The organism is Shouchella clausii (assembly GCF_002250115.1).
Classification (GTDB): Bacteria; Bacillota; Bacilli; order Bacillales; family Bacillaceae_D; genus Shouchella; species Shouchella clausii.
In genome coordinates this window covers 2,247,703-2,269,302 of the sequence record NZ_CP019985.1, presented here as the reverse complement: position 1 = coordinate 2,269,302, position 21,600 = coordinate 2,247,703, and the positions used below count along the sequence as shown (strand labels likewise).

Here is a 21,600-nt window from a genome sequence, read left to right as displayed (position 1 = left end):
GATGACAAACCCATACATTCTATCCATCGATCAAGGAACAACTAGTTCACGTGCGATTTTATTTGACAGCCAAGGTGAAATCAAAAAAACGGCGCAACGGGAATTCACGCAATACTTCCCGAACCCAGGCTGGGTAGAGCATAATGCCAATGAAATTTGGACATCCGTTCTTGCCGTCATTGCTGAAGTCTTTTCCGAGTCGGATATTGAGCCAAAAGATGTGGCTGGAATCGGCATTACAAACCAACGGGAAACAACAGTCGTCTGGGATAAACATACAGGAAAACCGATATACAACGCTTTGGTTTGGCAATCACGGCAAACAGAAAAGATTTGCGCTGATTTGCGGGAGAAGGGCTTAAACGAGACATTCCGTAAAAAAACAGGCTTACTGCTTGATCCTTATTTCTCTGGCACAAAAGTAAAATGGATTCTTGACCATGTTGATGGCGCAAGAGAAAAAGCTGAAAAAGGCGACCTATTGTTTGGCACAATTGATTCATGGCTCATTTGGAAACTAAGCGGCGGCCAAGCACATGTGACCGATTATACAAATGCGGCTCGGACGCTCATGTACAATATCCACGAGTTGAAATGGGACGACGAGCTGCTTGAACTGCTTGATGTTCCAAAGCAAATGTTGCCTGAAGTCCGCTCCTCTTCTGAAGTATACGCCACAACTGTTGACTACCATTTCTTTGGGCAAAATGTGCCAATTGCCGGCGTCGCCGGTGACCAGCATGCGGCTTTGTTCGGGCAAGCGTGTTTTGAAAAAGGAATGGTAAAAAACACTTACGGCACTGGCTGTTTTATTTTGATGAATACAGGGGAACAAGCGGTTGAGTCGAAAAACGGACTTTTGACAACGCTGGCATGGGGAATTGATGGAAAAGTTGAGTACGCCCTTGAAGGCAGTGTATTTGTTGCCGGTTCGGCGATCCAATGGTTACGGGATGGCCTTAAAATTATTGAAAACGCGCCGCAAAGTGAAACGTTAGCGACACGGGTGACGTCCGCTGACGGTGTCTACTTAGTCCCTGCGTTTGTTGGCCTTGGTACCCCGTATTGGAACAGCGAAGCAAGAGGCGCCATGTTTGGGTTAACCCGTGGGACAGAGCGTGCTCATATTGTCCGTGCCACGCTAGAATCACTTGCTTATCAGACAAAAGATGTGATGGCAGCAATGGAACAAGACGCTGGCATGGAATCGAAAAAACTTCGTGCCGATGGCGGCGCTGTTGCTAATGACTTTTTAATGCAATTCCAAAGCGATCTCCTTGATGCGCCAGTAGAAATTCCTTCCGTTACAGAGACGACGGCGCTTGGTGCTGCCTATCTAGCTGGCCTCGCTGTTGGCGTCTGGAAAAGCAAAGAAGATATCGCCCGCAAATGGAATATGGACCGTTCATTTGAACCAAAAATGAACGCCGATGAGCGAGATGCGTTATACAAAGGCTGGAAAAACGCCGTTAACGCAACGATGGCATTCAAGCCATGATGTGAAAAGAGATACCCAGCACATGCAATCGATGCATGTGCTGTTTTTTAGCTTCCAATATACAACCCAATCGGCCTGCCTTCCACGTCTAACAGTTTCATCCCTACCTTGCTCTCAAAATAAACATGTCGCAACACCATATTTTTATAGAGCAAACATTTGAACTTTTCTAATATTACTTGTTCAGGTGGCTGAACGTCTAAATACAAACCGATACGTTGATTCACAGATAAGCCTAACTCCTTACGGTATGCTTGCACGGCGCGCACCAGTTCGCGGACAAATCCTTCTTCTAATAATTCAGTGGTCATCCTTATATCAAGCAACACAGTAAAACCGTTTTCTTCAGCCAATACATAGCCTTCTTGCGCCCGCCTTTCAATGTGAACATCTTCATGCTCTAGCAGCGTCCCATCTTGTAAACGACATTCTCCTTTTTCTAGAAAACTTGCCTTTTCAGCGTCTGTTAACCGATCAAGTTGCTGTTTCACGAAGGCAACGTTCTTGCCAAATTTCGGTCCAGCCACAGCAAAGTTCAAGTTCAAATGGATCGACACCAAGCCGCTCGTCTGTTTATGAAAGACCACTTCTTTTACGTTTGTTTCTTGTTGAATGATGGACACATACTTCTCTAGTTTGCGTGACACGGATACAGACGTTTCCATTACGACCAGTGTTTGTAGCGGCTGCTTTGTTTTTAATGCTGCTTTATTGCGGGCAAAACGGGCTCTTTCAACAATTTGCAACACCAGTGCCATTTCATCTTCCATCTCTTGATCGATTAGCGAATCGTCAGCTTGCGGGTAGTCCGATAAATGGACGCTGTCCCCTTTCAACTGGCTGTATACCTCATCTGCTACAAAAGGGGCATAAGGGGCAATAAGTTGCGCTGTTTTTGTAAGCACACGATACAAAGTAGAGTAAGCTGCCTTTTTGTCTTCATTCATTCCGCTTGCCCAAAACCGCTGGCGCGTTCGACGGATATACCAGTTGCTCATTTCATCAAGGAAAGTTGCCGTTAAACGCGCCCCTTTTGTCAAATCATAGGCCTCTAAACTGAAGGTCACTTCTTTTATGAGCGAATGCAGCCTAGATAGAATCCAACAATCAAGCAACGACTCCGCCTTTCGCCAATGTTTTTCAGGGTCAAAACCGTCTATTTCTGCATACAAGTTGAAAAAAGCGTGTGCATGACGCAGCGTATCGATTACTTTCGATTTAGCTTGGCTAACAGTCTGCTTCGAAAATCGTTTGTTGTGCCATGGCGCGCTATCAGCAAGCAAAGCCCAGCGTAACGCATCTGCACCATATTCCTCAATTAACTCAAGAGGATGAAGAACATTGCCTTTGCTTTTCGACATCTTCTGCCCATGTTCATCTAAAATATGACCTAATGACAACACTCGCTTGTACGGAGCAACGCCTTTGTAAAGAGTTGAAACAGCGAGAAGACTGTAAAACCAGCCCCGTGTTTGATCTACACCTTCAATCACCACATCAGCTGGATACTGCTTGTGATAGGAAGCTTGATTCTCAAAAGGATAGTGGTACTGGGCAAATGGCATCGCCCCACTATCAAACCACACATCGATCACTTCTTTTGTCCGTTCCATTTGTCCCCCACAAGGACAAGCGAATTGAACATCATCGACATATGGTTTATGGAGTTCAAACCCTTCTCCTATCTCTGTAATAGCCCATTGACGCAGCTCTTGTAGTGAGCCAGGCGCTTTTTCGTGGCCGCACGTTTGGCAAACCCACACATTTAATGGTGTGCCCCAAAAGCGATTCCGGCCGATGTTCCAATCGACCATGTTCTCTAGGAAATGGCCAAAGCGCCCATCTTTTATATGGCCAGGATACCACTCCACTCCTTGGTTATTAGCTTGCATTTGTTCTTTTACAGCCGTTGTGCGGATAAACCACCCTTCCATCGCGTAATAGAGCAACGGACTGTCACAACGCCAACAGTGGGGATAACTGTGCTCATATTTTTCTTTTGCATACAACCGTCCCTTCGCGGCCAGCATTTTAATGATGTCTACGTCTGCGTCTTTTACGAACTGGCCTGCCAGCGGCCCAAATTCTTGTTTATATCGTCCTTTTTCATCGACGACATGAAAAAAGTCAAGGCCATTTTCCAAAACGGCATTGTAATCTTCCTCGCCGTAACCAGGGGCAATATGGACTAAGCCTGTTCCGCTCTCTTCTGTCACAAAACTTGCGGCAATGACTTGATGGCCTTTCTCAATTTCCGTTTCAGCAAAGGGCGCTTCATAGGCAGTTCCAACAAGTTCTTCTCCTAATAAGCGTCTCTGTACATCAAAATGATTGCCAAGTACGGTCTTTGCACGTGCTGCGGCAACGATATACACGTCGTTCCCTTGTCTTGCTTGCACATACTCTCGTTCTGGATGAACGGCAATTGCGACATTTCCTGGTAGTGTCCACGGCGTTGTTGTCCAACCAAGCAAATAGTGATTTTCTCTGCCCTTTATTGGAAACTTGACTGTTGCCGATAAGTCCATTACTTGTTTATACCCTTGAGCGACTTCATGAGAGCTAAGCGACGTCTCACAATGGGGGCAATAGGGAACAACCCGGTGGCCTTTGTACAACAGCCCTTTTTTATGGATGGCGGCTAAAATATGCCAAACGGACTCGATATAGTCATCTGTTAACGTAATATAAGGGTTATCCATGTCCACCCAGTAGCCAAGGGCTTCCGTAAATTGGCGCCACTCGCGCTCATATGAAAACACGCTCTCCTTGCATTTGCGAATAAAGTTTTCTACTCCATAAGCTTCAATCTCCTCTTTGCCGCGAATGTTCAATTGTTTTTCCACTTCCAATTCTACTGGCAACCCATGTGTATCCCAGCCAGCTTTCCGCAACACTTGATAACCTCGCATCGTTTTATAACGAGCAATGAAGTCCTTAACTGTCCTCCCTAATGCATGGCCAGCGTGTGGCAGTCCATTTGCAGTTGGCGGCCCTTCATAAAAGACAAATGTTTTGTGGCCTTCGCGGTTAGCCACTGATTTCTGGAATGTTCCCTCTTTTGTCCATCGCTTTCGTAGCCGTCGTTCCTGTTCAACCACCTTTTCCTTCATACCGTTCTCACCTCTTTTTTAAAATAAAAAAACTCGGTCCTGACGTAGGACCGAGTTGTATACCATTATTATACACTCATACAAGCCATGCAAAAACATCGCTAAAATCGATTCACTACGTACCATCATACGCGTCCAGGATATCGGTTGAATGCCGTCAAAGCTTAAAAACATGTTCAGCTTTGCTTCTCGGAGAGGATTTTCATCATGGCCTTACCATTGGCTCTCAGCAAACGCCAACTCTCTGGAGATAAGGGACCCATCACTACTCGTTCTCGTCATTGAATTTTGTATGAAATTGCTTTTGATTATATTGAAAACAATCGTAAAAGTCAATCCGCTTATACCTAAGTTTACCCAATGTCCACTCTAACGGCAACGCTGGACAACTTTGCTTCCATGAAACGGTTAACGATAACCGCTCACATCTGCTGGCTTTCCAGCTTCTTGGACTTCGAGCAAATAGCGAAAACAATCTGGCTGTGAGCCATCGACGTCGGTAAAGTGATAGACTTTTGCTAATTCCTCACTTGAAAGCGATTGGCCATTCCAACGGTGCCTGTCTCCATCAGCAGCGAGGGCCGTGATCGCCCTGCCGATAAAACGGGGTGTTTCTGAAATGGCGAAATGAGGATCTGTTTTCATGCCGTCGCGCCACGTTTCTTCCGTCACGCCAAACAGCTCAAGCATCATTTCTGAACGGAGCCATCCTGGAGTGAGCGATACAGCCGTACAATGGTGCGGAGCAAGCTCGTGTGCAAGACCCTCAGCTATGCGGATAATGGAACTTTTGGCCAAGTCATAAAACATCGAAAGGCGGTAATGATTATCGTTGTAGGCTTTCGTTCCGTCTGTTACTTCGACCACAAGCCCGCCCTTTTGCTCAATTAACAACGGCAGCAAATAATGGTTTGTGATTAAATGAGTATCAATGGCCAGCCGCAACAGGCGAAAGCCTTTTTCAAGCGACAGCTCCCAAATGGGAACATGCCATTCCGTCAGTAACTCCCCACCCCAAATATCATTCACAAGAATATCTAATTTGCCGTGGTCTGACTTGATTTTGTTCGCTAACGCTTCCACTTGCTCTGGTACCAAGTGATCGGTTTGGACAGCAATCCCTATGCCACCAGCTTTTGTTACTAGTTCAGCTGTTTCTTCAATCGTCTCAGGCCGGTTGTATTCCGATGTTTCTGTTCGTGTTGTCCGGCCAGTCACGTAAACAATTGCACCGGCTGCGCCAAGCTCAACGGCAATCCCGCGCCCTGCTCCCCGCGTACCGCCAGCTACGAGTGCCACTTTGTTTGCTAAAGCATTCATTTGCATATTCCTCCTTCCTCACGTATGTTTACTATATCCCCTAAAGTTGACACCTAATGTCATATATAAAAAATAGAAAAAGGCGTGGTTGAAATGAGAGCTGAAAGACTCTTGTCAATCGTATTGTTATTGCAAAACCGAAAAATCATGTCGACAAAGGCATTAGCTGAGGAACTTGGCGTTTCAGAGCGGACGATCCACCGCGATATGGATGCGTTAAGCAGTGCAGGCATTCCTGTATATGCCGAGCGTGGAAAAATGGGAGGCTGGAAGCTTCTAGATGGTTACAGAACACAGTTGACTGGCCTAACAAATGAGGAAGTTAGAACGCTGTTTCTTTCCCCGCCAATCGACTTGCTTGGCGACTTAGGCTACACAAAAAACTGGCAGGAAGCGCGCGAAAAACTGCTGGCTTCTCTATCTTCTGCCGCCTCTGTTGACTTTGCCGACGCACAAAACCGCATCTACATTGACGCTAGTACTTGGCGTGGCAAAAAAGAAACCGTCGAGGCCTTCAGCTTGCTTAACCAAGGGCTGTGGGAACAGCGCGCCCTGTCCATCTCTTATGAAAAATACGGTTCTGCTGCGACAGAGCGTGAAGTAGAGCCTCTAGGGCTCGTCGCCAAAGGCAGTACTTGGTACTTAATTGCAGCCGAACAACAAGAACTGAAAACATTTAGGGCGTCGCGGATTCGTTCAGCGCAGCTTTTGCCAAAGCGGTTTGAACGGCCAGAAAGCTTCGATTTGGCCCGTTACTGGCATGACTCCAAAAATGCGTTTATTCGCACACTGCCTTCCTATGAAATTGACCTTCTCGTTACCTATGAACAAAAAGATATGTTGCACAGTTCAGGTCGTTATGTCCGTGTGCTCGACCTCTATGAGTCAGGCGAAGACGGCTGGCTAACTGCTAGACTGTCTTTCGATACAAAAGAGGAGGCAGCTGCCTATATAGTTGGCTTCGGAAACAAGGTGAAAATTATCGCCCCGACCGATCTAAAAGAACACGTTTGGATGATTGCCAAACAAGCCTTAAAAGCCCATACCGCTAGTGGCTAATCTTATTTTTGTTTTCGACGTTTTAAAGAGAGGGATTTGTGATATAGTCCTGTAGCACATGAACATTCCAAGGAGGGGGACTAGAACATGCAGTTCCGCAAAGCATTAGGGGTATGCGCAGCAGCAGGAATGCTGGTGGCGTGCGGAAATGACCAAATTGACTTGCCAGAAGAAGGGGACAGTGGCATCGCTCCTGACAATGGCGAGCAAGAACAAGCCGATGCCTTTGCTGAATTAAACGATGAGCAAGGAAGCCGTGTTGGCGATGTTTCTTTTTTTGAACAAGGTGAAAATAAAACAAGGGTCGATGTGACTGTCGATGGGCTTCCTCCGGGATACCACGGGTTTCACGTCCATGAAGAAGCGGCCTGTGACGCGGATAACAACGAAGGGCCTTTTCAATCAGCAGGTGGGCATTACCATGATGAAGACGGGCAGCATAGCGATCATAGTGGCGACATGCCACCTCTCTATGTAAGCGAAGATGGCAGCGCCAATTTATCATTTACGACCGACCGCTTTACTCCAACTAATTTGGCAGATGAACGGGCTGTTATCGTCCATGCCGATCCTGACAACTTTGGCCACATTCCTGATCGCTATGTAGCCGAAGGCGAAGAGGAAGGCGGCCCTGATGCAGACACACAAGCTACCGGCGATGCCGGTGATCGGATTGCATGTGGCATCGTTGTCAGTGAGGCACCGTAGGGCAATTGCGGCATCATTCGAACTTTATCTATCGTCTGAACGCCCGTTGCGTTTTCCGCAACGGGCGTTCTTTTCGTGTAAATGATCGATACATCAGCTGACATACAAGTTCGAGCCTGTTTGCCGTTTATATGAAGTTAGACAGATCGCTCAGCCGCTTCAACCGTATGTTTTAGCAACATAGAAATCGTTACAGGCCCTACGCCGCCAGGTACAGGCGTGATCGCTGAAGCGCGTTGGGCGCATCCGTCATAATCACAGTCCCCAATATTGCCTTTATTGTAACCAGCATCGAGGACAACAGCCCCTGTTTTCATCCATTCTCCTTGAATAAATTCTGGCTTGCCGACGGCTGCGACAACAATATCAGCCTTCTTGACAAAGTCACTCACGTTTTCCGTGCGTGAATGGCAAATGGTCACCGTTGCATTGCGGTTCAACAACATTTGCGAAACAGGTTTTCCAAGAATCGGGCTGCGGCCAACGACCACAGCATGTTTGCCTTCGATTGGCAACTGGTAGTGGTCAAGAATAGCGAGAATCGCAGCCGGTGTGCAAGAGGGATAATGGGCAAAACCAAACGCATTTTGGGCAAAGCCTAGCGTTGTGACGCCGTCGACATCTTTTTCGATCGCAATCTCATCAAATGCAGCGCGTTCATCAATTTGGCTTGGGACTGGATGTTGCAGCAAAATCCCATGGACGCTGCTGTCGTTGTTTAACTCGCGAATGACGGCGAGCAATTCCTTCGTCGTTGTCTCTTCAGGAAGCTCGATTTTTTTCGATTCAATTCCTAGGCGTTTGCAGGCATTGCCTTTCATCCGTACATACGTTGCAGAAGCGGGATCATCGCCAACAAGAATAGTCGCGAGGCATGGGCGTACCCCTTTTTGTTCTAAGGCTGCGACTTGTAACGCCAGTTTGTCTTTTATTCGTTTTGAAACTTCATTTCCATCCAAAATCATAGGCTCTGCCACCTAAAACCATCCTTTCTTTATTCGGAACATATAAGGAAGACTTCCTCTTTTCTTCCTTTGCCCAGGCGCACGGCTTTGATCCGTATGCTCCCTTGTGGTTATCCACTTCGCGCCAGTCACATACAGATTCATCCTCTAATTCGTTCCTATTGTAACACAAATAGCGGGCGCTTAGATAAATATCCGAACAAATTTTACATTTTGGCAGATTTCGTACGTGAATTCTTCCCTTCCTCGTATTAATTACACGAGTGGTTGCATTGCTTTTCTTCGCCTTCCAGTTGAAGCGTTGTATGGTGGATCCCGAAACGATCATGGAGCAGGCGCTTGGCTGTTTTCAACAAGTCGTCGCGGTCAATACCATGCCCAACGACTACATGTGCCGTCAATGCTGGAAAATCAGACGTGATCGACCATGTATGCAAGTCGTGGATGCTTAAAACGCCAGGCAATGATTGCAATTCGTTTTTTACCTCGTCGACATCAACAGATGCCGGTTTGCCTTCCATGAGCACATGGACTGAATCCCTCGTCACTCTGAAGCCGCTAACTAAAATCAGCGCCGCCACTAGCAGGCTAGCAATTGGGTCCGCTATCGTCCAGCCAAAAAAAAGCATGAGGAGGCCGGCGGCAATTGCACCAACAGAACCGAGCAAATCACCAAGAACGTGGAGAAATGCGCCACGCATATTCAGGTTTCCTTTCACATCGGAACCACGCATAAGAATCCAAGCGACAATCATGTTGATAAGCAAACCGCAAACAGCGACAACAAGCATACCAACACTTGCCACTTCTGGTGGCTCGGCAAAGCGTGTTATTGCTTCATAGATGATATAGCCGGAAATGCCAATTAATGTTAGGCCGTTCATAAATGCTGCCAAGATTTCAAAGCGCTTGTAGCCGTATGTTTTTGAGTTACTCGCTGCCCGTTCCCCATATTTGAACGCTGCTAGTGCAAGCCCTAAGGCAACCGCATCGCTTAACATATGACCAGCATCAGCAAGAAGTGCCAAGCTATTCGTGAGGAAGCCGCCAATAACTTCAACAACCATAAACATGGTAATAAGCACAAAAGCAATCAATAGCACTTTTTTATTGTTCGTGTGAATGTGGCTATGGCCCACTCCATGAGAATGGCTGTGATCATGAGAATGTCCCATCCTAACCCCTCCTAATCATGTTTGGCATGTTGGATCGTCTTTTCTAGTATTTCCATTACATGCTCGTCTTCCGGTGAATAATACATGGCTGTGCCTACTCGCCGCGACTTTACCAACCGCAAGTTTTTAAGAAAACGAAGCTGATGGGACACATTTGATTGGCCGAGCGCCAACGCTTCTACAATTTCGCCAACAGCGCATTCTTTTTCAGCAAGCAAATGCAAGATTCGTATCCGTGTTGGGTCCCCAAGAGCTTTGAATGTTTGCGAGACAATAAACAACGTTTCTTCATCTAAATCAACATAGTTGTTTTCCATTCCCATACCCCCTATATATGATTATATGTTCATATTATGATTTTATTGTCTTTTTTTCAACCTTTTTTTATACCAAGCCATTTTTCAGCTGTGGACACCAATATTCCCATAAGCTTGGACGTCTGGAGAAAAAAACAAGCATCAACAACCGTTTAATCTTTAAAATGATTCAGCTTCGTAAAAAACTCCTGCAGAAATTCATAAAACAATTCTTCCGTTGGCAACAGTCCACGTTCTGTCGGTGTAATGACACCAACCGTTCGCGTGACATCCGGTTCACTTAATGGGATTTTTACAGTTGAGCGCGGCGTATTGTCAACGAGTGTGACTTCCGGCATTAATGTGACGCCAAGACCAGCCGCTACTAAGCCTTTTAACGCATCAATGTCGTCTCCTTCGAAAGCAATTTGTGGGATAAAGCCTGTTTCGGAACAGGCTTCAATGACAAGATCCCGAAAAACAAACCCTTCTGGCAACAAAACAAACGGATCATTTTTTAAATCGAGCAAATTGATTTCGGTGCTTTTCGCTAATGGATGGTGTATCGGCAAAAGAGCGACAATTTTTTCTGCAAACAGAATTCGAGGGGTGATTTTCTTTTCTTCCATCGGCACTGGGCCAATCAGCGCCATATTGTAATCCCCTTTAATAACCCCGTCTATCAATTCACGATAAAGGCCCTGTTTTAGCTGGAATTTCGCTTCCGGGTAGCGCTTTCGAAACGCATAAATCGCTGTTGGCAACGTATAAGCAGCCAAACTGATAGGGAAAGCAACGCGAATCGTTCCCTTTTTCGGATCAAGATACTCCTGAACTTCCCGTTTAGCATCTTCAATCACATTCATAGCATGTTTGATTCGTTCTAAAAAAATTTTTCCGATTGGTGTCAATTTCACTCTCCGGCCTTCTCGAATAAACAAATCGACGCCTAATTCGCTTTCTAAATTAAAGATCTGTCTGCTGACGGCAGACTGTGCGACATGCAAGGCCGCTGCAGCTTCGGTAACATGCTCCCGTTTCGCTACTTCCATAAAATACAGCAACTGTCTGATTTCCATCGCAGCTCTCCCTTTCATTCATCTAAAAAAGGCATTAAATCCATCAGTTATTAATATTGATTAGATGATTCACTTAATTATAAAATACTTGATAGCAGATAGCGAATCCTGTTTCAAAGGGCAGTCTTATATGCCAGGACCTTGAAAACGATTTCATTTCCATAGATTGTATTCAGACTTAATGGGGAGGCCATACCAATGAACGTATTGGAGAAAGAGAAAGGAACGTATGCTAGTGACGTGCAAGAATATGTTCAACACGTCTACGAAACAGTAAAACAGCGGAACCCATATGAAAATGAGTTTCATCAAGCGGTCAAGGAAGTATTGGACTCGTTATTGCCTGTCCTTGCTAAGCGCCCACAGTATATTAGACAAGCTATTCTTGAGCGAATCGTGGAGCCAGAAAGAATGATCTCTTTTCGCGTTCCGTGGGTCGATGACCAAGGGAATGTCCAAGTAAATCGCGGTTTTCGGGTACAGTTCAACAGTGCTTTAGGGCCGTATAAAGGCGGGTTGCGGTTTCACCCTTCCGTCAATACAAGCATTATTAAATTCCTCGGGTTTGAACAAATCTTCAAAAATGCACTTACAGGCCAACCGATCGGTGGCGGAAAAGGCGGCTCAGATTTCGATCCAAAAGGAAAAAGCGATGGCGAAATTATGCGCTTTACGCAAAGCTTCATGTCTGAACTGAGCAAATACATTGGACCAGATACCGATGTTCCGGCAGGAGATATCGGGGTAGGTGCCAAGGAAATTGGTTATATGTTTGGTCAGTATAAAAAAATGCGCGGCCGTTTTGAAGCAGGCGTCCTGACGGGAAAAGACATCGCTTACGGCGGAAGTCTTGCCAGAAAAGAAGCGACAGGTTATGGAACGGTTTATTTCGTCGAGGAGATGCTCAAAGAAAAAGGCCATAGCTTCGAAGGGAATACCGTTGTCGTGTCTGGATCAGGGAATGTATCGATCTATGCGATGGAAAAAGCCATGCATCTTGGTGCGAAAGTGGTCGCCTGTAGCGACTCAGAAGGCTATATTTACGACAAAAGCGGCATTAACTTGGAAACGGTCAAACGTTTGAAGGAAAGCGAGAAAAAACGGATTAGCGAATATGTAAACGAACATCCACAAGCTCACTATTTCCAAGGTTGCTCAGACATTTGGTCTGTGCCTTGTGATATTGCTCTTCCTTGTGCCACGCAAAATGAAATCGACGAAGACGCGGCGAACGTTTTAGTCTCCAACGGCGTAAAAGCAATTGGCGAGGGAGCCAATATGCCCTCAACGCTAGAAGCGGTAAACGTGTTTCACGAACATGGTGTTCTGTTTGCTCCAGCAAAAGCGGCGAACGCAGGCGGCGTTTCTGTCTCTGCTTTAGAAATGGCGCAAAACAGCGCCCGGCTTTCTTGGACGTTCGAAGAAGTAGACGCCAAGCTCCAAGAAATTATGAAGACCATTTACAGAGATTGTATAGATGCGGCAAAAGAGAACGATGCTCCTGGCAATCTAGTAGTGGGCGCTAATATTGCTGGCTTCGTTAAAGTAGCCGATGCGATGATCGCACAGGGAGTAATATGACAAATAAGCAAACGCACATTGAAACAAGCAGCTCGTTTTTAATCCAAACGAGCTGCTTGTTGGTTTCAAACTTTGTACGTTTTTCTCTTTTTGTTATGGACAAATTTTTAATCAAAACAGGTCAACGGTAAGTTGGGTTCCAACGCAGCAGCCGCTTTTCGGCAAACGTTGCCAACGTATCTGCCAGCTTCCCTAAAAACGCATAAAGAAGAATGGCTAAAATGATGACATCAACTTGCATAAATTCCCTTGCGTTCATTGACATATAGCCGATTCCTGAAGTAGCGGCAATTGTTTCGGCAACAATAAGGGTTACCCACATCACGCCTAAAGCGTAACGGATGCCAACTAAAATGGATGGCATCGCACCAGGAAAAATCACTTTAGTGAATAACTTCCATTTTGATAACCCATACATTTTGCTCATTTCTAGCATATTTTGATCAATCGAGCGAATGCCATGGAACGTGTTAATGTATACAGGGAACAACACACCGACTGCCACAAGAAAAATTTTGGCACTTTCGCCTACTCCCATGTAAATGACGACAAGTGGAATTAGTGCAAGGTTTGGCACATTCCGCAACATTTGAATTGTACTATCTAAATACTTACTTGAAAATGGGGATAAGCCATTGGCAATGCCTAGCAAAAGGCCAAGCCCGCCGCCTATGATAAAGCCTGCTAACGCTCGATAAAAACTGGTTGCCATGTGGCTAACCAGTTCCCCATTCGCAATCATCCGCCACGCTGCTTGGACGACCTCCAATGGGCTTGCAAGTAAATGGGAGAACAAACCGTAAACGCTCATAAATTGCCAAGAAATGAGTAACAAGAGGGGCACGATCCATGGCGCTACTCCATCTTGGTACCGTTGTCTCCAACTGTTCATTCACTTTCCTCCTCTCGATTCCAGACATAATCAACAATTGACACTTCGCCTTCTAGCAAACCGATGGCCATTAAATCATCTGCCTGTTCTTGGAGGTCAGATACTGCCTCTTCATCAATAAAATCCGGAACATGATCAAGACGGTTTAAAATGCCAACCCACGTATTTTGCGGCAATCCTGTCGCTTTTTCCATAATCGCTGCAGCCTCGCTTGCATCGCTTTCAATCGTAGTGCCTACCCGTTGCAAAGCTTCGACATACGCCTGTACCGCTTCTGGATGTTGATCGGCAAAATCACTGTTGGCAAAGTAAAAGGATCGATAGGAAGCAAGGCCGTCCGCCGTCGCAATGACATGATTGCCTTTTTCTTCAGATACGGCTAAATACGGATCCCACGTGACCCATGCATCGACATTCCCTTGTTCAAAGGCCAAATGTGCATCTGCTGGCCCTAGATACACAGGCTCTATATCTGCAAAAGTTAGCCCAACCGAGTCTAATGCTTTATACAACAAATATTGGGCGATTGATGCTCGGTTAAAGGCGATCCGCTTCCCTTCCAAATCTTCCACGCGATCGATGCCTGAATTGGGGTGGACTAAAATGCCTTCACTGTAAGGGGCATTATCTGTAGCGGCGATGTAATGGATCGGCTGCCTGTTGGCAATGGCATAAATCGAAGGCGTATCCCCGGCATTGGCAAGGTCTGTACTCCCGCTCCCTAATGCTTCAAGCGTGGAGCTGCCTGTATTAAATTCTGCCCATTCAAGGGAGTAACCCAAGTCAGCCATTGTCCTCGCGAACGCCTCATCTTCTTTAAGAGACAGCGTTAACGCTCCTTTCTGGTAGCCAATTGTCACCGTTTCGCCTTTCTCTGCTGCCGCGCCAGGGTCATTGCAACCCGCCAACCCTACCGCAATCCCAAACGAAAGGCCAAAGATTGCCATCTTTCTCAACATCGTCACTCCCTTTAATGTGTTACGGCGTGGGATAAGCGCTCATTTACACGCGGGATCACTTCTGCACCAATTTCCGTAATCACTTCCAAATGGGGAAAACCGCGCAAAAGGACTTTATCGAAGCCGAGACTGACAAATTCAACAACTCGGTCAGCAATTTGGTCTGCCGTACCGACAAGGGCAATGGAATTGCCGGACAGTACTTGTGTCAATCCTGCCCACAAATTAGGGCCAATGACAAAATTGTCTTTACGGCTCGCTTCCATCAAATCATGAAGGCGATTAACGCCGACAGAATCGCCTTTTGCCCTGTCCTGCTGTTTTTGTTCAAGGGCTTCTGGCGCTAAATGTTGAACGAGCGCATTCGCGTTTGTCCATGCTTCTGCTTCCGTTTTTCCGAGCACAACTTGAAAAGAAATGCTGTAGCTTGCTTGTCTGCCCGCTCTTGCGTAGCGCGCTTTCATGTCGTTAATCCGCTCTCGTGCTATTTCAAGCGGCTCGCCCCACATCATGTATACATCGGCGACATTTGCCGCTACCTGTTTTCCCGTTTCCGAGGCCCCGCCAAAGAAAATTTTGGGACTGCTTGTTTGCTTTAATGTTGGAAACAGCGTTGCCTTTTTTAGCTCATAAAATTCTCCTGTGTGACTAACTTCCTTTTCTGAAAATAGACGCTTCAAAACATGGATATATTCTTCTGTACGACGATAACGGTCATCATGAGGCAAAAAATCGCCATAGCCAGCCAGTTCTTTCGGCGAACCGCCTGTGACAATATTCACTTGCGCCCTTCCTTCCGACCAATTGTCGATCGTGGCAAATTGCTTAGCAAACGTCGTTGGCGACATGACGCCAGGTCGAACGGCAAATAAAAATTTCAATGATTGGGTGCAGTTAATCAAATTGGCAGCTACCGCTACTGAATCTAAGCAGCCAGCGCCTGTTGGAAGCAATAGCGACGTAAAGCCGCCGGCTTCAGCCGCTTCGGCAATTTCCTTTATATAGGAAAAAGAAGGCTCACGCTGCGTTGTTCCTTTTGCCGTTGTCCAGCCAGCGTTTCCGGTGGAAATGCTCGTGCCATCTCCTGAAGTAGGTGCCATTGTAATAAACTCAACCAATTTCCTCATCCCCTTTAATTCGTTTGCTGCAGGAGTGGTTTCTCCGCCTGAATGCCTAATAATTCATTTAAAATCGTTTCTTGAATGTCAGCAAAATCTGGCGCCGTTGGTACACGGGGACGGGGCAATGGAACGTCTTTCGTCATCACAATTCTCCCTTCCTCAATCACGATGATCCGATCAGCAAGCATGACTGCTTCGCTGACATCGTGGGTGACGAGCAACGCTGTAAATCGGTGTATGAGCCACAGCCTTTCAACCAACTGCTGCATCTCCATTCGGGTAAGTGCGTCTAAGGCTCCAAGAGGTTCGTCGAGTAACAGCAGTTTCGGTCCGCCTGCAAGGGCACGGGCTAAGGCAACGCGTTGTTTCTGCCCACCAGATAGTACAGCCGGCCACTCATTGCCGCGACCATCCAAGCCGACATCTTTAAGAAGCGCCGCTGCTTGCTGTTGCCACTCTCCTTCGAGACGAAGCCCAACGCCAACATTGGTTAGCACATTTTGCCACGGCAAAAGGCGCGACTCTTGGAACATGAGGCGTGCTTGCTGATTGATGCCGTCGATCCGTTCTCCATTCTGCCTCACTTCTCCTGAAGTCGCCGTCTCAAGCCCTGCCACGTGCCGCAACAATGTGCTCTTGCCGCAGCCGCTTTTCCCTACTACAGCAACAAATTCGCCTCCATGTATGGTTGCATCTATGCCTTGAAGAACGTTTTTATTGCCAAATTGCTTGTAGAGCTGATCGATCTCAATTGCTGCACCGTGTTGCAATTCGGTTGCCATATCCGTTATAAGCCTCCTTCCTCCGTTAAACACTTGGGCTAATTTCTTTTTTTGGCAGCTGGTCCGTCAAGGCAAGTGGTTGGCTAATGATTTGGTTGAAAGGGACGGGGCCAGGCAAAGAAATAAACGATAGCTGCTCTTTGCGCGCAAACTTGTATGACTGTTCGCATAATGTTTCTGGTGGAGCTGCCAGCGCATGGACGCCCTGTTTAATGGCAAATTGGAGTGCAGCGGACCGTCTCCCCTCTTTTTGTTCTAAAGCTGGATTCGGATAATCGTTGTAGCTCTTCGACGAGCTATCATAAACACGCAGAACGATCCCTTCTGTAATCGGGACAATGTCTTCTGATTCATTTAAAACAAAGGCGATTTTCATAGCTACTCCTCCTTTTAAACTTGATGTTCATGTAAACCAAGATGAGAACGTAATGTTTCCCCTTCATAATCAAGGCGGAACAGCCCTCGTTGTTGCAAAATGGGAATGACCTGTTCGATAAATGTTTCCATTAAGCCTGGGTAATAAGGAAACATTAAATTAAAGCCGTCTGCTCCTTTTTCCCGAAACCATGTCTCCATGACATCTGCAATTTGTGTAGGGGAACCGCAAACAATATGGTGCCCTCTCGCCCCGGCAACACGCCGTGCCAATTGCAAAACGGTCAATTGCTCGCGGCTAGCAAGCTCGACGATTAGGTCGCGCCTGCTTTGGTTGCCATTTGTAGGCGGCAAGTCAGCAATAGATAACGGTTGGTGAAGCTGTTTTCTCGAAAAAGATACTTTCCCTAAATAGTCTGATAAAAAAGCCAAACTCGTTTCCTCATCTAACAGCGACTGCAACTCTTCGTAAATCGCCTCTGCTTCTTCTTTTGAGTTGGCTGTTATCGGCGAAATGCCTGGCATCACGAGAACCTCTTCCGGCAGCCGCCCGGCGGCGGCGACTTGCTCTTTTAAGTTACGGTAAAATCGCTTTGCCCCTCTTAAATGCTGTTGTGCTGTAAAGACAACATCTGCGTATCGAGCTGCAAACTTAGTGCCATAAGTGGAGGAACCGGCTTGAATCAGGACAGGCTCCCCTTGCGGCAGCGCCGATGCATTTAAGGGGCCTTTAACCGAAAAATATTTGCCTTTATGGTTGACGGCATGGACTTTGTTTGCGTCAAAGTAAATCCCTGTTTGTTGATTTCGGATGACTGCCCCTCTTTCCCAGCTACGCCACAGTTTTTTGGCGACCTCGACGAATTCTGCTGCTCGTTCGTAACGCTTTGCATGTGGCGGGTGAGGCAAATCGCCGAAGTTGTACGCTTCCTCTTCGTAATAAGAGGTAACAATGTTCCAAGCAGAGCGGCCATTACTTAAATGGTCGATTGATGCAAACTTGCGGGCGATATGAAACGGTTCATTATAAGTCGTGCTTGCGGTAGCCGCCAATCCAATTTTAGCTGTCGTCATTGCTAGAGCAGACACGAGCGTAAGCGGTTCGAATCGGACCAACTCAGACGGATGGCTTTTTTCTGTCAATGACAGGGCATCACTAATAAACAACATATCAAGCTTCCCTTTTTCAGCTAACAGAGCCACTTGTCTATAAAAGTCGATGCTTTCGTAGGCATCAGCTGCTGCTTTGGGGTGGCGCCAAGCACCAATATGGTGGCCAGCACCCATTAAAAACACTCCAAGCCTCATCTTTTTGCTCATCATGTTTCCTTCTTTTCTCATAAATTTAGTTGGTTATAAAGGACAACTGCGCCGTTTTTTGAGCGAGGCGCACTTGTTGTTCGAGACGTTCATCCGCTGGTCCCGTTAACACATATGTGCCTGAATCTCCTTGTTTTACGTCTTGATCGAGCACAAAAACACCGCTAAGAATGGTGGTCGCCCCTAAGGCCGCTAAAACAGGCTTAAGTGCGTAGTCAATTGCAAGAAGATGGCCAAAAGTACCGCCAATTGCTATCGGCAAAACGATTTTTTCGGAAAATACTTTTTGAGGCAACAAATCAAGGAACGTTTTTAAAATCCCACTAAATGACGCTTTATAAATCGGAGTAAACACAACAATGGTGCTCGCTTGTTCCACCTTCTGCTTCGCCTGTTGTACCGCTTCGCTTTTAGAGTTGGCGGCCAATAAGTCATTTCCAGGCAACTCATGAACAAAGATCGTTTCTACTTTTTCGCTGTACTCAGCAAAAACAGAAGACGCCTTTTGCCATAAACCGATCAACCTGGACTGCTTGCTAATTCCTCCATATATTAATACAGTCTTGCTCACACAATCACCCCTCTTAAATTAAAGTTAACCCATCGGATTAATACTACTATAACGAAACATAACGCTTTTGTATAATTGAAAAAAATGAAGTTTCTATTCATTATTTTTGAATTGGTTCCTTTTCATATCGGAGGTTTTTTTGAAGAATGTCTTTAAGCGATGTCGCTACTCTGCCAAACGGTTTTGTTTTATTTTCCGCAAGACCGACTAGCAAATCTTCTTCAAACAGGCGGATCGCCTTCAGGACTGTTCCTTTAGGAGGAGGCATCACACAACGGATGGGAACCGCTGCTATCCCATATCCTGCTTGAACATAATGCTTTAGCGCCAACATATTGCTTATCTCCATTCGATAAGTTGGCCGCAGTCCACGATCCTGCATTTGCTTTTCAATGTTTCTCCTGAATGGACACGCAGCAGTTGTAATTAACATGGGCTCGTTTTCCAACTGGGGCAATGAAATGTCCTTCTCATTAGCAAGGGGATGGCCATCTGGCATTAATATGGCGACCTCTTCAAGAAACAGCGGCAAAAAGCGAACTGTCGTCGGCACATTTGCAGCTGTACAAATAGCCAAGTCAAGCTCATCGGCCTCAACCATCTCGATTAGCTTTCTGCTGCTTTCTATTTGGACGCTGACATTTACCCTCGGAAACTTTTCGTAAAACGGTGCGAGTGCGTAAGGCAAGCGATAGCTAGCTGCTGGTTCCATTGCACCAACCCGAATATGCCCAGTTTCTCCTTTTACTAATGCATTCATCCGTTCTTGTAATCGTTCAAATTCTTGAAGGAGCAAATCACCTTGTAATGCGAGGAGACGTCCAGCCTCTGTTAATTGAAATGGCTTCCCACGTTCAATAAGAACCACTCCTAGCTCACTTTCCAGTTTTTTCATTTGCATCGTAATCGTCGATTGTGCGTAGGACAGCTCTTCTGCAGCTTTTTGAAAGCTGCCATGCTTGATAATCGTTTGAAAGGTCTTAATGCTTCTTAAATCCATAACCACCCTCCTTACGTCATATAGTAGCTTTCCAAAACACACTATTCAAGTATTTCTTATCAATTTACTAAACTATAAATATACATAAGCGCCGCGGTTGTAAAACGACCCCAGCCAAAATAAAAAAAGGCGAAATCGACTTGCCTGCTCGCCTTTCCTTCCTCTTATACTCTTACTTCACTGTCCGTTGAATGTCTGCTTTAATATCACTTAAGTCAGAAGCCAACCCGTCATAGATCCGAACAACTTTCCCTTCCCCATCGATTAGAAAAAATCGGGTGCTATGAAGAAAATCGTCTTCTGTTTTTTCAACAGGTGCTTTAAACGAATCCAAAGCAAATGCTTGGATCTCCTCTAAATCATAGCCCGTTAAGAAATCCCAGTACGCATCGTTTACACCAATGTTTTCCGTATACCCTTTTAAATGCTCAACCGTATCGTTTTCTGGGTCAATCGAAAACGACACAAACGACAAATCCAAGTTCTCGGCAATCGCCATATCTTGCAATTCCCGCATATTAGGGGTCATAATCGGACAAACCGTGGGACAAGACGTAAAAATCATGTCAGCCAACCAATATTCCCCTTCAAAATCGCTTAACGATACTTCCTCCCCGTTTTGATTGGTATAAGCAAAATCGGCAACTTCCAATTCTGCTTCCGTGGCGTCAAATTCGCTTTGCGCCCCGCCAATCTGGTAGATCCACCCACAGGATGACAAAAGCAAAAGCGCTGCAAAAGACAATACAGACAAGTATAGTTTATTCGTCATAAGTTCACCTCGGATAACCTTTCATCCTGCACATGTTGTAAATCGCTTTCATCATAGTACAGTCTTGCTGGTTACGCAAGGGACATCAAGCATCTTCACATTTCTGTCAAATGAACGTCTAGGCTGCAGCAAGCAACCACATGTCCTATAGGTACTTGGGTGTTGTCGTTTATTTATCCGTTGCATCGTGTTTCCTACATCGGTTGGTGCTGGACTTTCGTGTCTTTAAGGCTGTTTTGTAAAATGGACTACCGATTTTCTCATAGCTTACATTTTTTCAATATAAATGCCTTCGTCTTGCTTCCATTCCAAATAAAAAACGTCCTCAAATTTGTCGATTTGATGCTGATCAAGCTGTTTTTTGAGCCAGTTTTCGTTAAAGCCAGCTTTATGGAGGTTTTCCCAGTCAACGGTGCCATCATTAATAAACGTTACCGGTAAATAAACCGGTTTTTCAGGAACATTTAAGTCTTCGTAAGTTGGTTGGTCGTACTGTGGTTTCTTTAATACGCTGACGGTTCCATCTGTTTCTAAAATAGCGTGTTCGACCTCTCTGACGGAAAAAGCTTGTTGTTTACGCAACAAATGTTGAAGTTGGTTCATATCAAGTTTATTCTTTTTCATCTCAGCGCGATTTAAGTGGCCGTTTTGAATAATAATGGATGGGTTTCCTTCGAGAATTTTTCGCGACTTCCGAAATTGCTGTGTGAGCCACTCTATAATATAAAGCAGAAGCCCCCATATAAAAATAGAGAACAGAATCGCGCCAATTTTGACTTTCTCATCATAGATGGCATTCCCTACAAGTTCCCCCAATATGAGTGCTGAAATAAAATCAAATGGGGTAATTTGCGCAAACGATGTTTTCCCCATCACTTTAGTTAAAACCAGTAACGCAACTAGGCCAATTGTAAGTTCTACACTAGTTTGAAGTAGTTCTCCCACACTATCCCTCCATAGATCGGTTCTTTTAACAGTGTGCGTCAAACAGGGAACAGTTATCCTTCTTTTTTA

Annotated in this window: 20 protein-coding genes, 1 riboswitch and 1 other annotated feature; of the genes, 4 read left to right on the top strand and 16 right to left on the bottom strand. The window is 45.8% G+C overall.

The features are described 5' to 3' along the window. Position 1: 1 nt before the first annotated feature. Positions 2–1,498: a glycerol kinase GlpK gene (glpK, locus tag BC8716_RS10785; RefSeq protein ID WP_094425569.1), complete on the top strand. Its 1,497-nt coding sequence runs from the start codon at positions 2–4 to the stop codon at positions 1,496–1,498. 47 nt (positions 1,499–1,545) lie between these two features. Here the strand turns inward: glpK and ileS are convergent, their stop codons facing one another. Together ileS and BC8716_RS10775 are read right to left on the bottom strand one after the other, a co-directional pair. Then, positions 1,546–4,611, bottom strand: a complete 3,066-nt coding sequence (ileS, locus tag BC8716_RS10780; RefSeq protein ID WP_094425567.1) for an isoleucine--tRNA ligase — start codon at positions 4,609–4,611, stop codon at positions 1,546–1,548. Between the two features lie 31 nt (positions 4,612–4,642). Continuing rightward, positions 4,643–4,902: a binding site (T-box leader), on the bottom strand. A 117-nt stretch (positions 4,903–5,019) separates the two neighbouring features. Beyond that, entirely contained in the window at positions 5,020–5,931 is a 912-nt protein-coding gene (locus BC8716_RS10775; RefSeq protein WP_094425565.1) for an SDR family oxidoreductase, read from the bottom strand. Between the two features lie 93 nt (positions 5,932–6,024). Between BC8716_RS10775 and BC8716_RS10770 the strand changes: the two genes are divergently transcribed. Next, positions 6,025–6,990, top strand: coding sequence for a helix-turn-helix transcriptional regulator (locus BC8716_RS10770; RefSeq protein WP_094425563.1), 966 nt, complete (start codon positions 6,025–6,027; stop codon positions 6,988–6,990). A gap of 87 nt (positions 6,991–7,077) precedes the next feature. After that, positions 7,078–7,698, top strand: a complete 621-nt coding sequence (locus tag BC8716_RS10765) for a superoxide dismutase family protein (protein ID WP_094425561.1) — start codon at positions 7,078–7,080, stop codon at positions 7,696–7,698. Between the two features lie 137 nt (positions 7,699–7,835). Here the strand turns inward: BC8716_RS10765 and folD are convergent, their stop codons facing one another. The 4 genes from folD to gltC form a co-directional block, all read right to left on the bottom strand. Further along, the gene (gene folD, locus BC8716_RS10760; RefSeq protein ID WP_157730416.1) at positions 7,836–8,675 is read right to left on the bottom strand and encodes a bifunctional methylenetetrahydrofolate dehydrogenase/methenyltetrahydrofolate cyclohydrolase FolD; all 840 of its coding nucleotides are present in this window, start codon (positions 8,673–8,675) and stop codon (positions 7,836–7,838) included. Positions 8,676–8,727: 52 nt separating this feature from the next. Further along, a riboswitch (ZMP/ZTP riboswitch) is annotated at positions 8,728–8,805 on the bottom strand. A gap of 109 nt (positions 8,806–8,914) precedes the next feature. After that, a complete protein-coding gene (locus BC8716_RS10755) occupies positions 8,915–9,838 on the bottom strand; it encodes a cation diffusion facilitator family transporter (RefSeq protein ID WP_062745797.1) in 924 nt (307 codons plus the stop codon). An 11-nt stretch (positions 9,839–9,849) separates the two neighbouring features. Beyond that, positions 9,850–10,155 (bottom strand): ArsR/SmtB family transcription factor, encoded by a 306-nt coding sequence (locus BC8716_RS10750; protein WP_062745795.1) that lies wholly within the window; start codon positions 10,153–10,155, stop codon positions 9,850–9,852. A 152-nt stretch (positions 10,156–10,307) separates the two neighbouring features. Further along, positions 10,308–11,213: a glutamate biosynthesis transcriptional regulator GltC gene (gene gltC / locus BC8716_RS10745; protein WP_062745793.1), complete on the bottom strand. Its 906-nt coding sequence runs from the start codon at positions 11,211–11,213 to the stop codon at positions 10,308–10,310. Between the two features lie 198 nt (positions 11,214–11,411). Between gltC and gdhA the strand changes: the two genes are divergently transcribed. Next, positions 11,412–12,794: an NADP-specific glutamate dehydrogenase gene (gene gdhA / locus BC8716_RS10740; protein ID WP_094425557.1), complete on the top strand. Its 1,383-nt coding sequence runs from the start codon at positions 11,412–11,414 to the stop codon at positions 12,792–12,794. A gap of 121 nt (positions 12,795–12,915) precedes the next feature. Here gdhA and BC8716_RS10735 read toward each other — a convergent pair whose 3' ends face one another. From BC8716_RS10735 to BC8716_RS10690, 10 genes are all read right to left on the bottom strand, one after another. Continuing rightward, positions 12,916–13,686: an ABC transporter permease subunit gene (locus BC8716_RS10735; RefSeq protein ID WP_094425555.1), complete on the bottom strand. Its 771-nt coding sequence runs from the start codon at positions 13,684–13,686 to the stop codon at positions 12,916–12,918. Beyond that, positions 13,683–14,645 carry an aliphatic sulfonate ABC transporter substrate-binding protein gene (locus tag BC8716_RS10730; RefSeq protein ID WP_257392302.1) on the bottom strand — a complete coding sequence of 321 codons (963 nt, stop codon included), beginning with the start codon at positions 14,643–14,645 and terminating at the stop codon, positions 13,683–13,685. Before BC8716_RS10730 ends, BC8716_RS10735 begins: the two co-directional genes overlap by 4 nt. A gap of 11 nt (positions 14,646–14,656) precedes the next feature. Further along, a complete protein-coding gene (locus BC8716_RS10725; protein WP_094425553.1) occupies positions 14,657–15,763 on the bottom strand; it encodes an LLM class flavin-dependent oxidoreductase in 1,107 nt (368 codons plus the stop codon). A 14-nt stretch (positions 15,764–15,777) separates the two neighbouring features. After that, positions 15,778–16,548 carry an ABC transporter ATP-binding protein gene (locus BC8716_RS10720; protein WP_062745787.1) on the bottom strand — a complete coding sequence of 257 codons (771 nt, stop codon included), beginning with the start codon at positions 16,546–16,548 and terminating at the stop codon, positions 15,778–15,780. A gap of 25 nt (positions 16,549–16,573) precedes the next feature. Beyond that, positions 16,574–16,924: a hypothetical protein gene (locus tag BC8716_RS10715; RefSeq protein WP_094425551.1), complete on the bottom strand. Its 351-nt coding sequence runs from the start codon at positions 16,922–16,924 to the stop codon at positions 16,574–16,576. Positions 16,925–16,938: 14 nt separating this feature from the next. Then, entirely contained in the window at positions 16,939–18,246 is a 1,308-nt protein-coding gene (locus tag BC8716_RS10710) for an LLM class flavin-dependent oxidoreductase (RefSeq protein ID WP_062745784.1), read from the bottom strand. Positions 18,247–18,268: 22 nt separating this feature from the next. Continuing rightward, positions 18,269–18,814 carry an NADPH-dependent FMN reductase gene (ssuE, locus tag BC8716_RS10705; RefSeq protein ID WP_094425547.1) on the bottom strand — a complete coding sequence of 182 codons (546 nt, stop codon included), beginning with the start codon at positions 18,812–18,814 and terminating at the stop codon, positions 18,269–18,271. A 100-nt stretch (positions 18,815–18,914) separates the two neighbouring features. Continuing rightward, positions 18,915–19,814, bottom strand: coding sequence for a LysR family transcriptional regulator (locus tag BC8716_RS10700; protein ID WP_062745781.1), 900 nt, complete (start codon positions 19,812–19,814; stop codon positions 18,915–18,917). Positions 19,815–19,986: 172 nt separating this feature from the next. Continuing rightward, the gene (locus BC8716_RS10695) at positions 19,987–20,586 is read right to left on the bottom strand and encodes an SCO family protein (protein ID WP_257251650.1); all 600 of its coding nucleotides are present in this window, start codon (positions 20,584–20,586) and stop codon (positions 19,987–19,989) included. A gap of 267 nt (positions 20,587–20,853) precedes the next feature. Beyond that, positions 20,854–21,531 (bottom strand): DUF421 domain-containing protein, encoded by a 678-nt coding sequence (locus tag BC8716_RS10690; RefSeq protein WP_062745777.1) that lies wholly within the window; start codon positions 21,529–21,531, stop codon positions 20,854–20,856. Positions 21,532–21,600 lie beyond the last annotated feature (69 nt).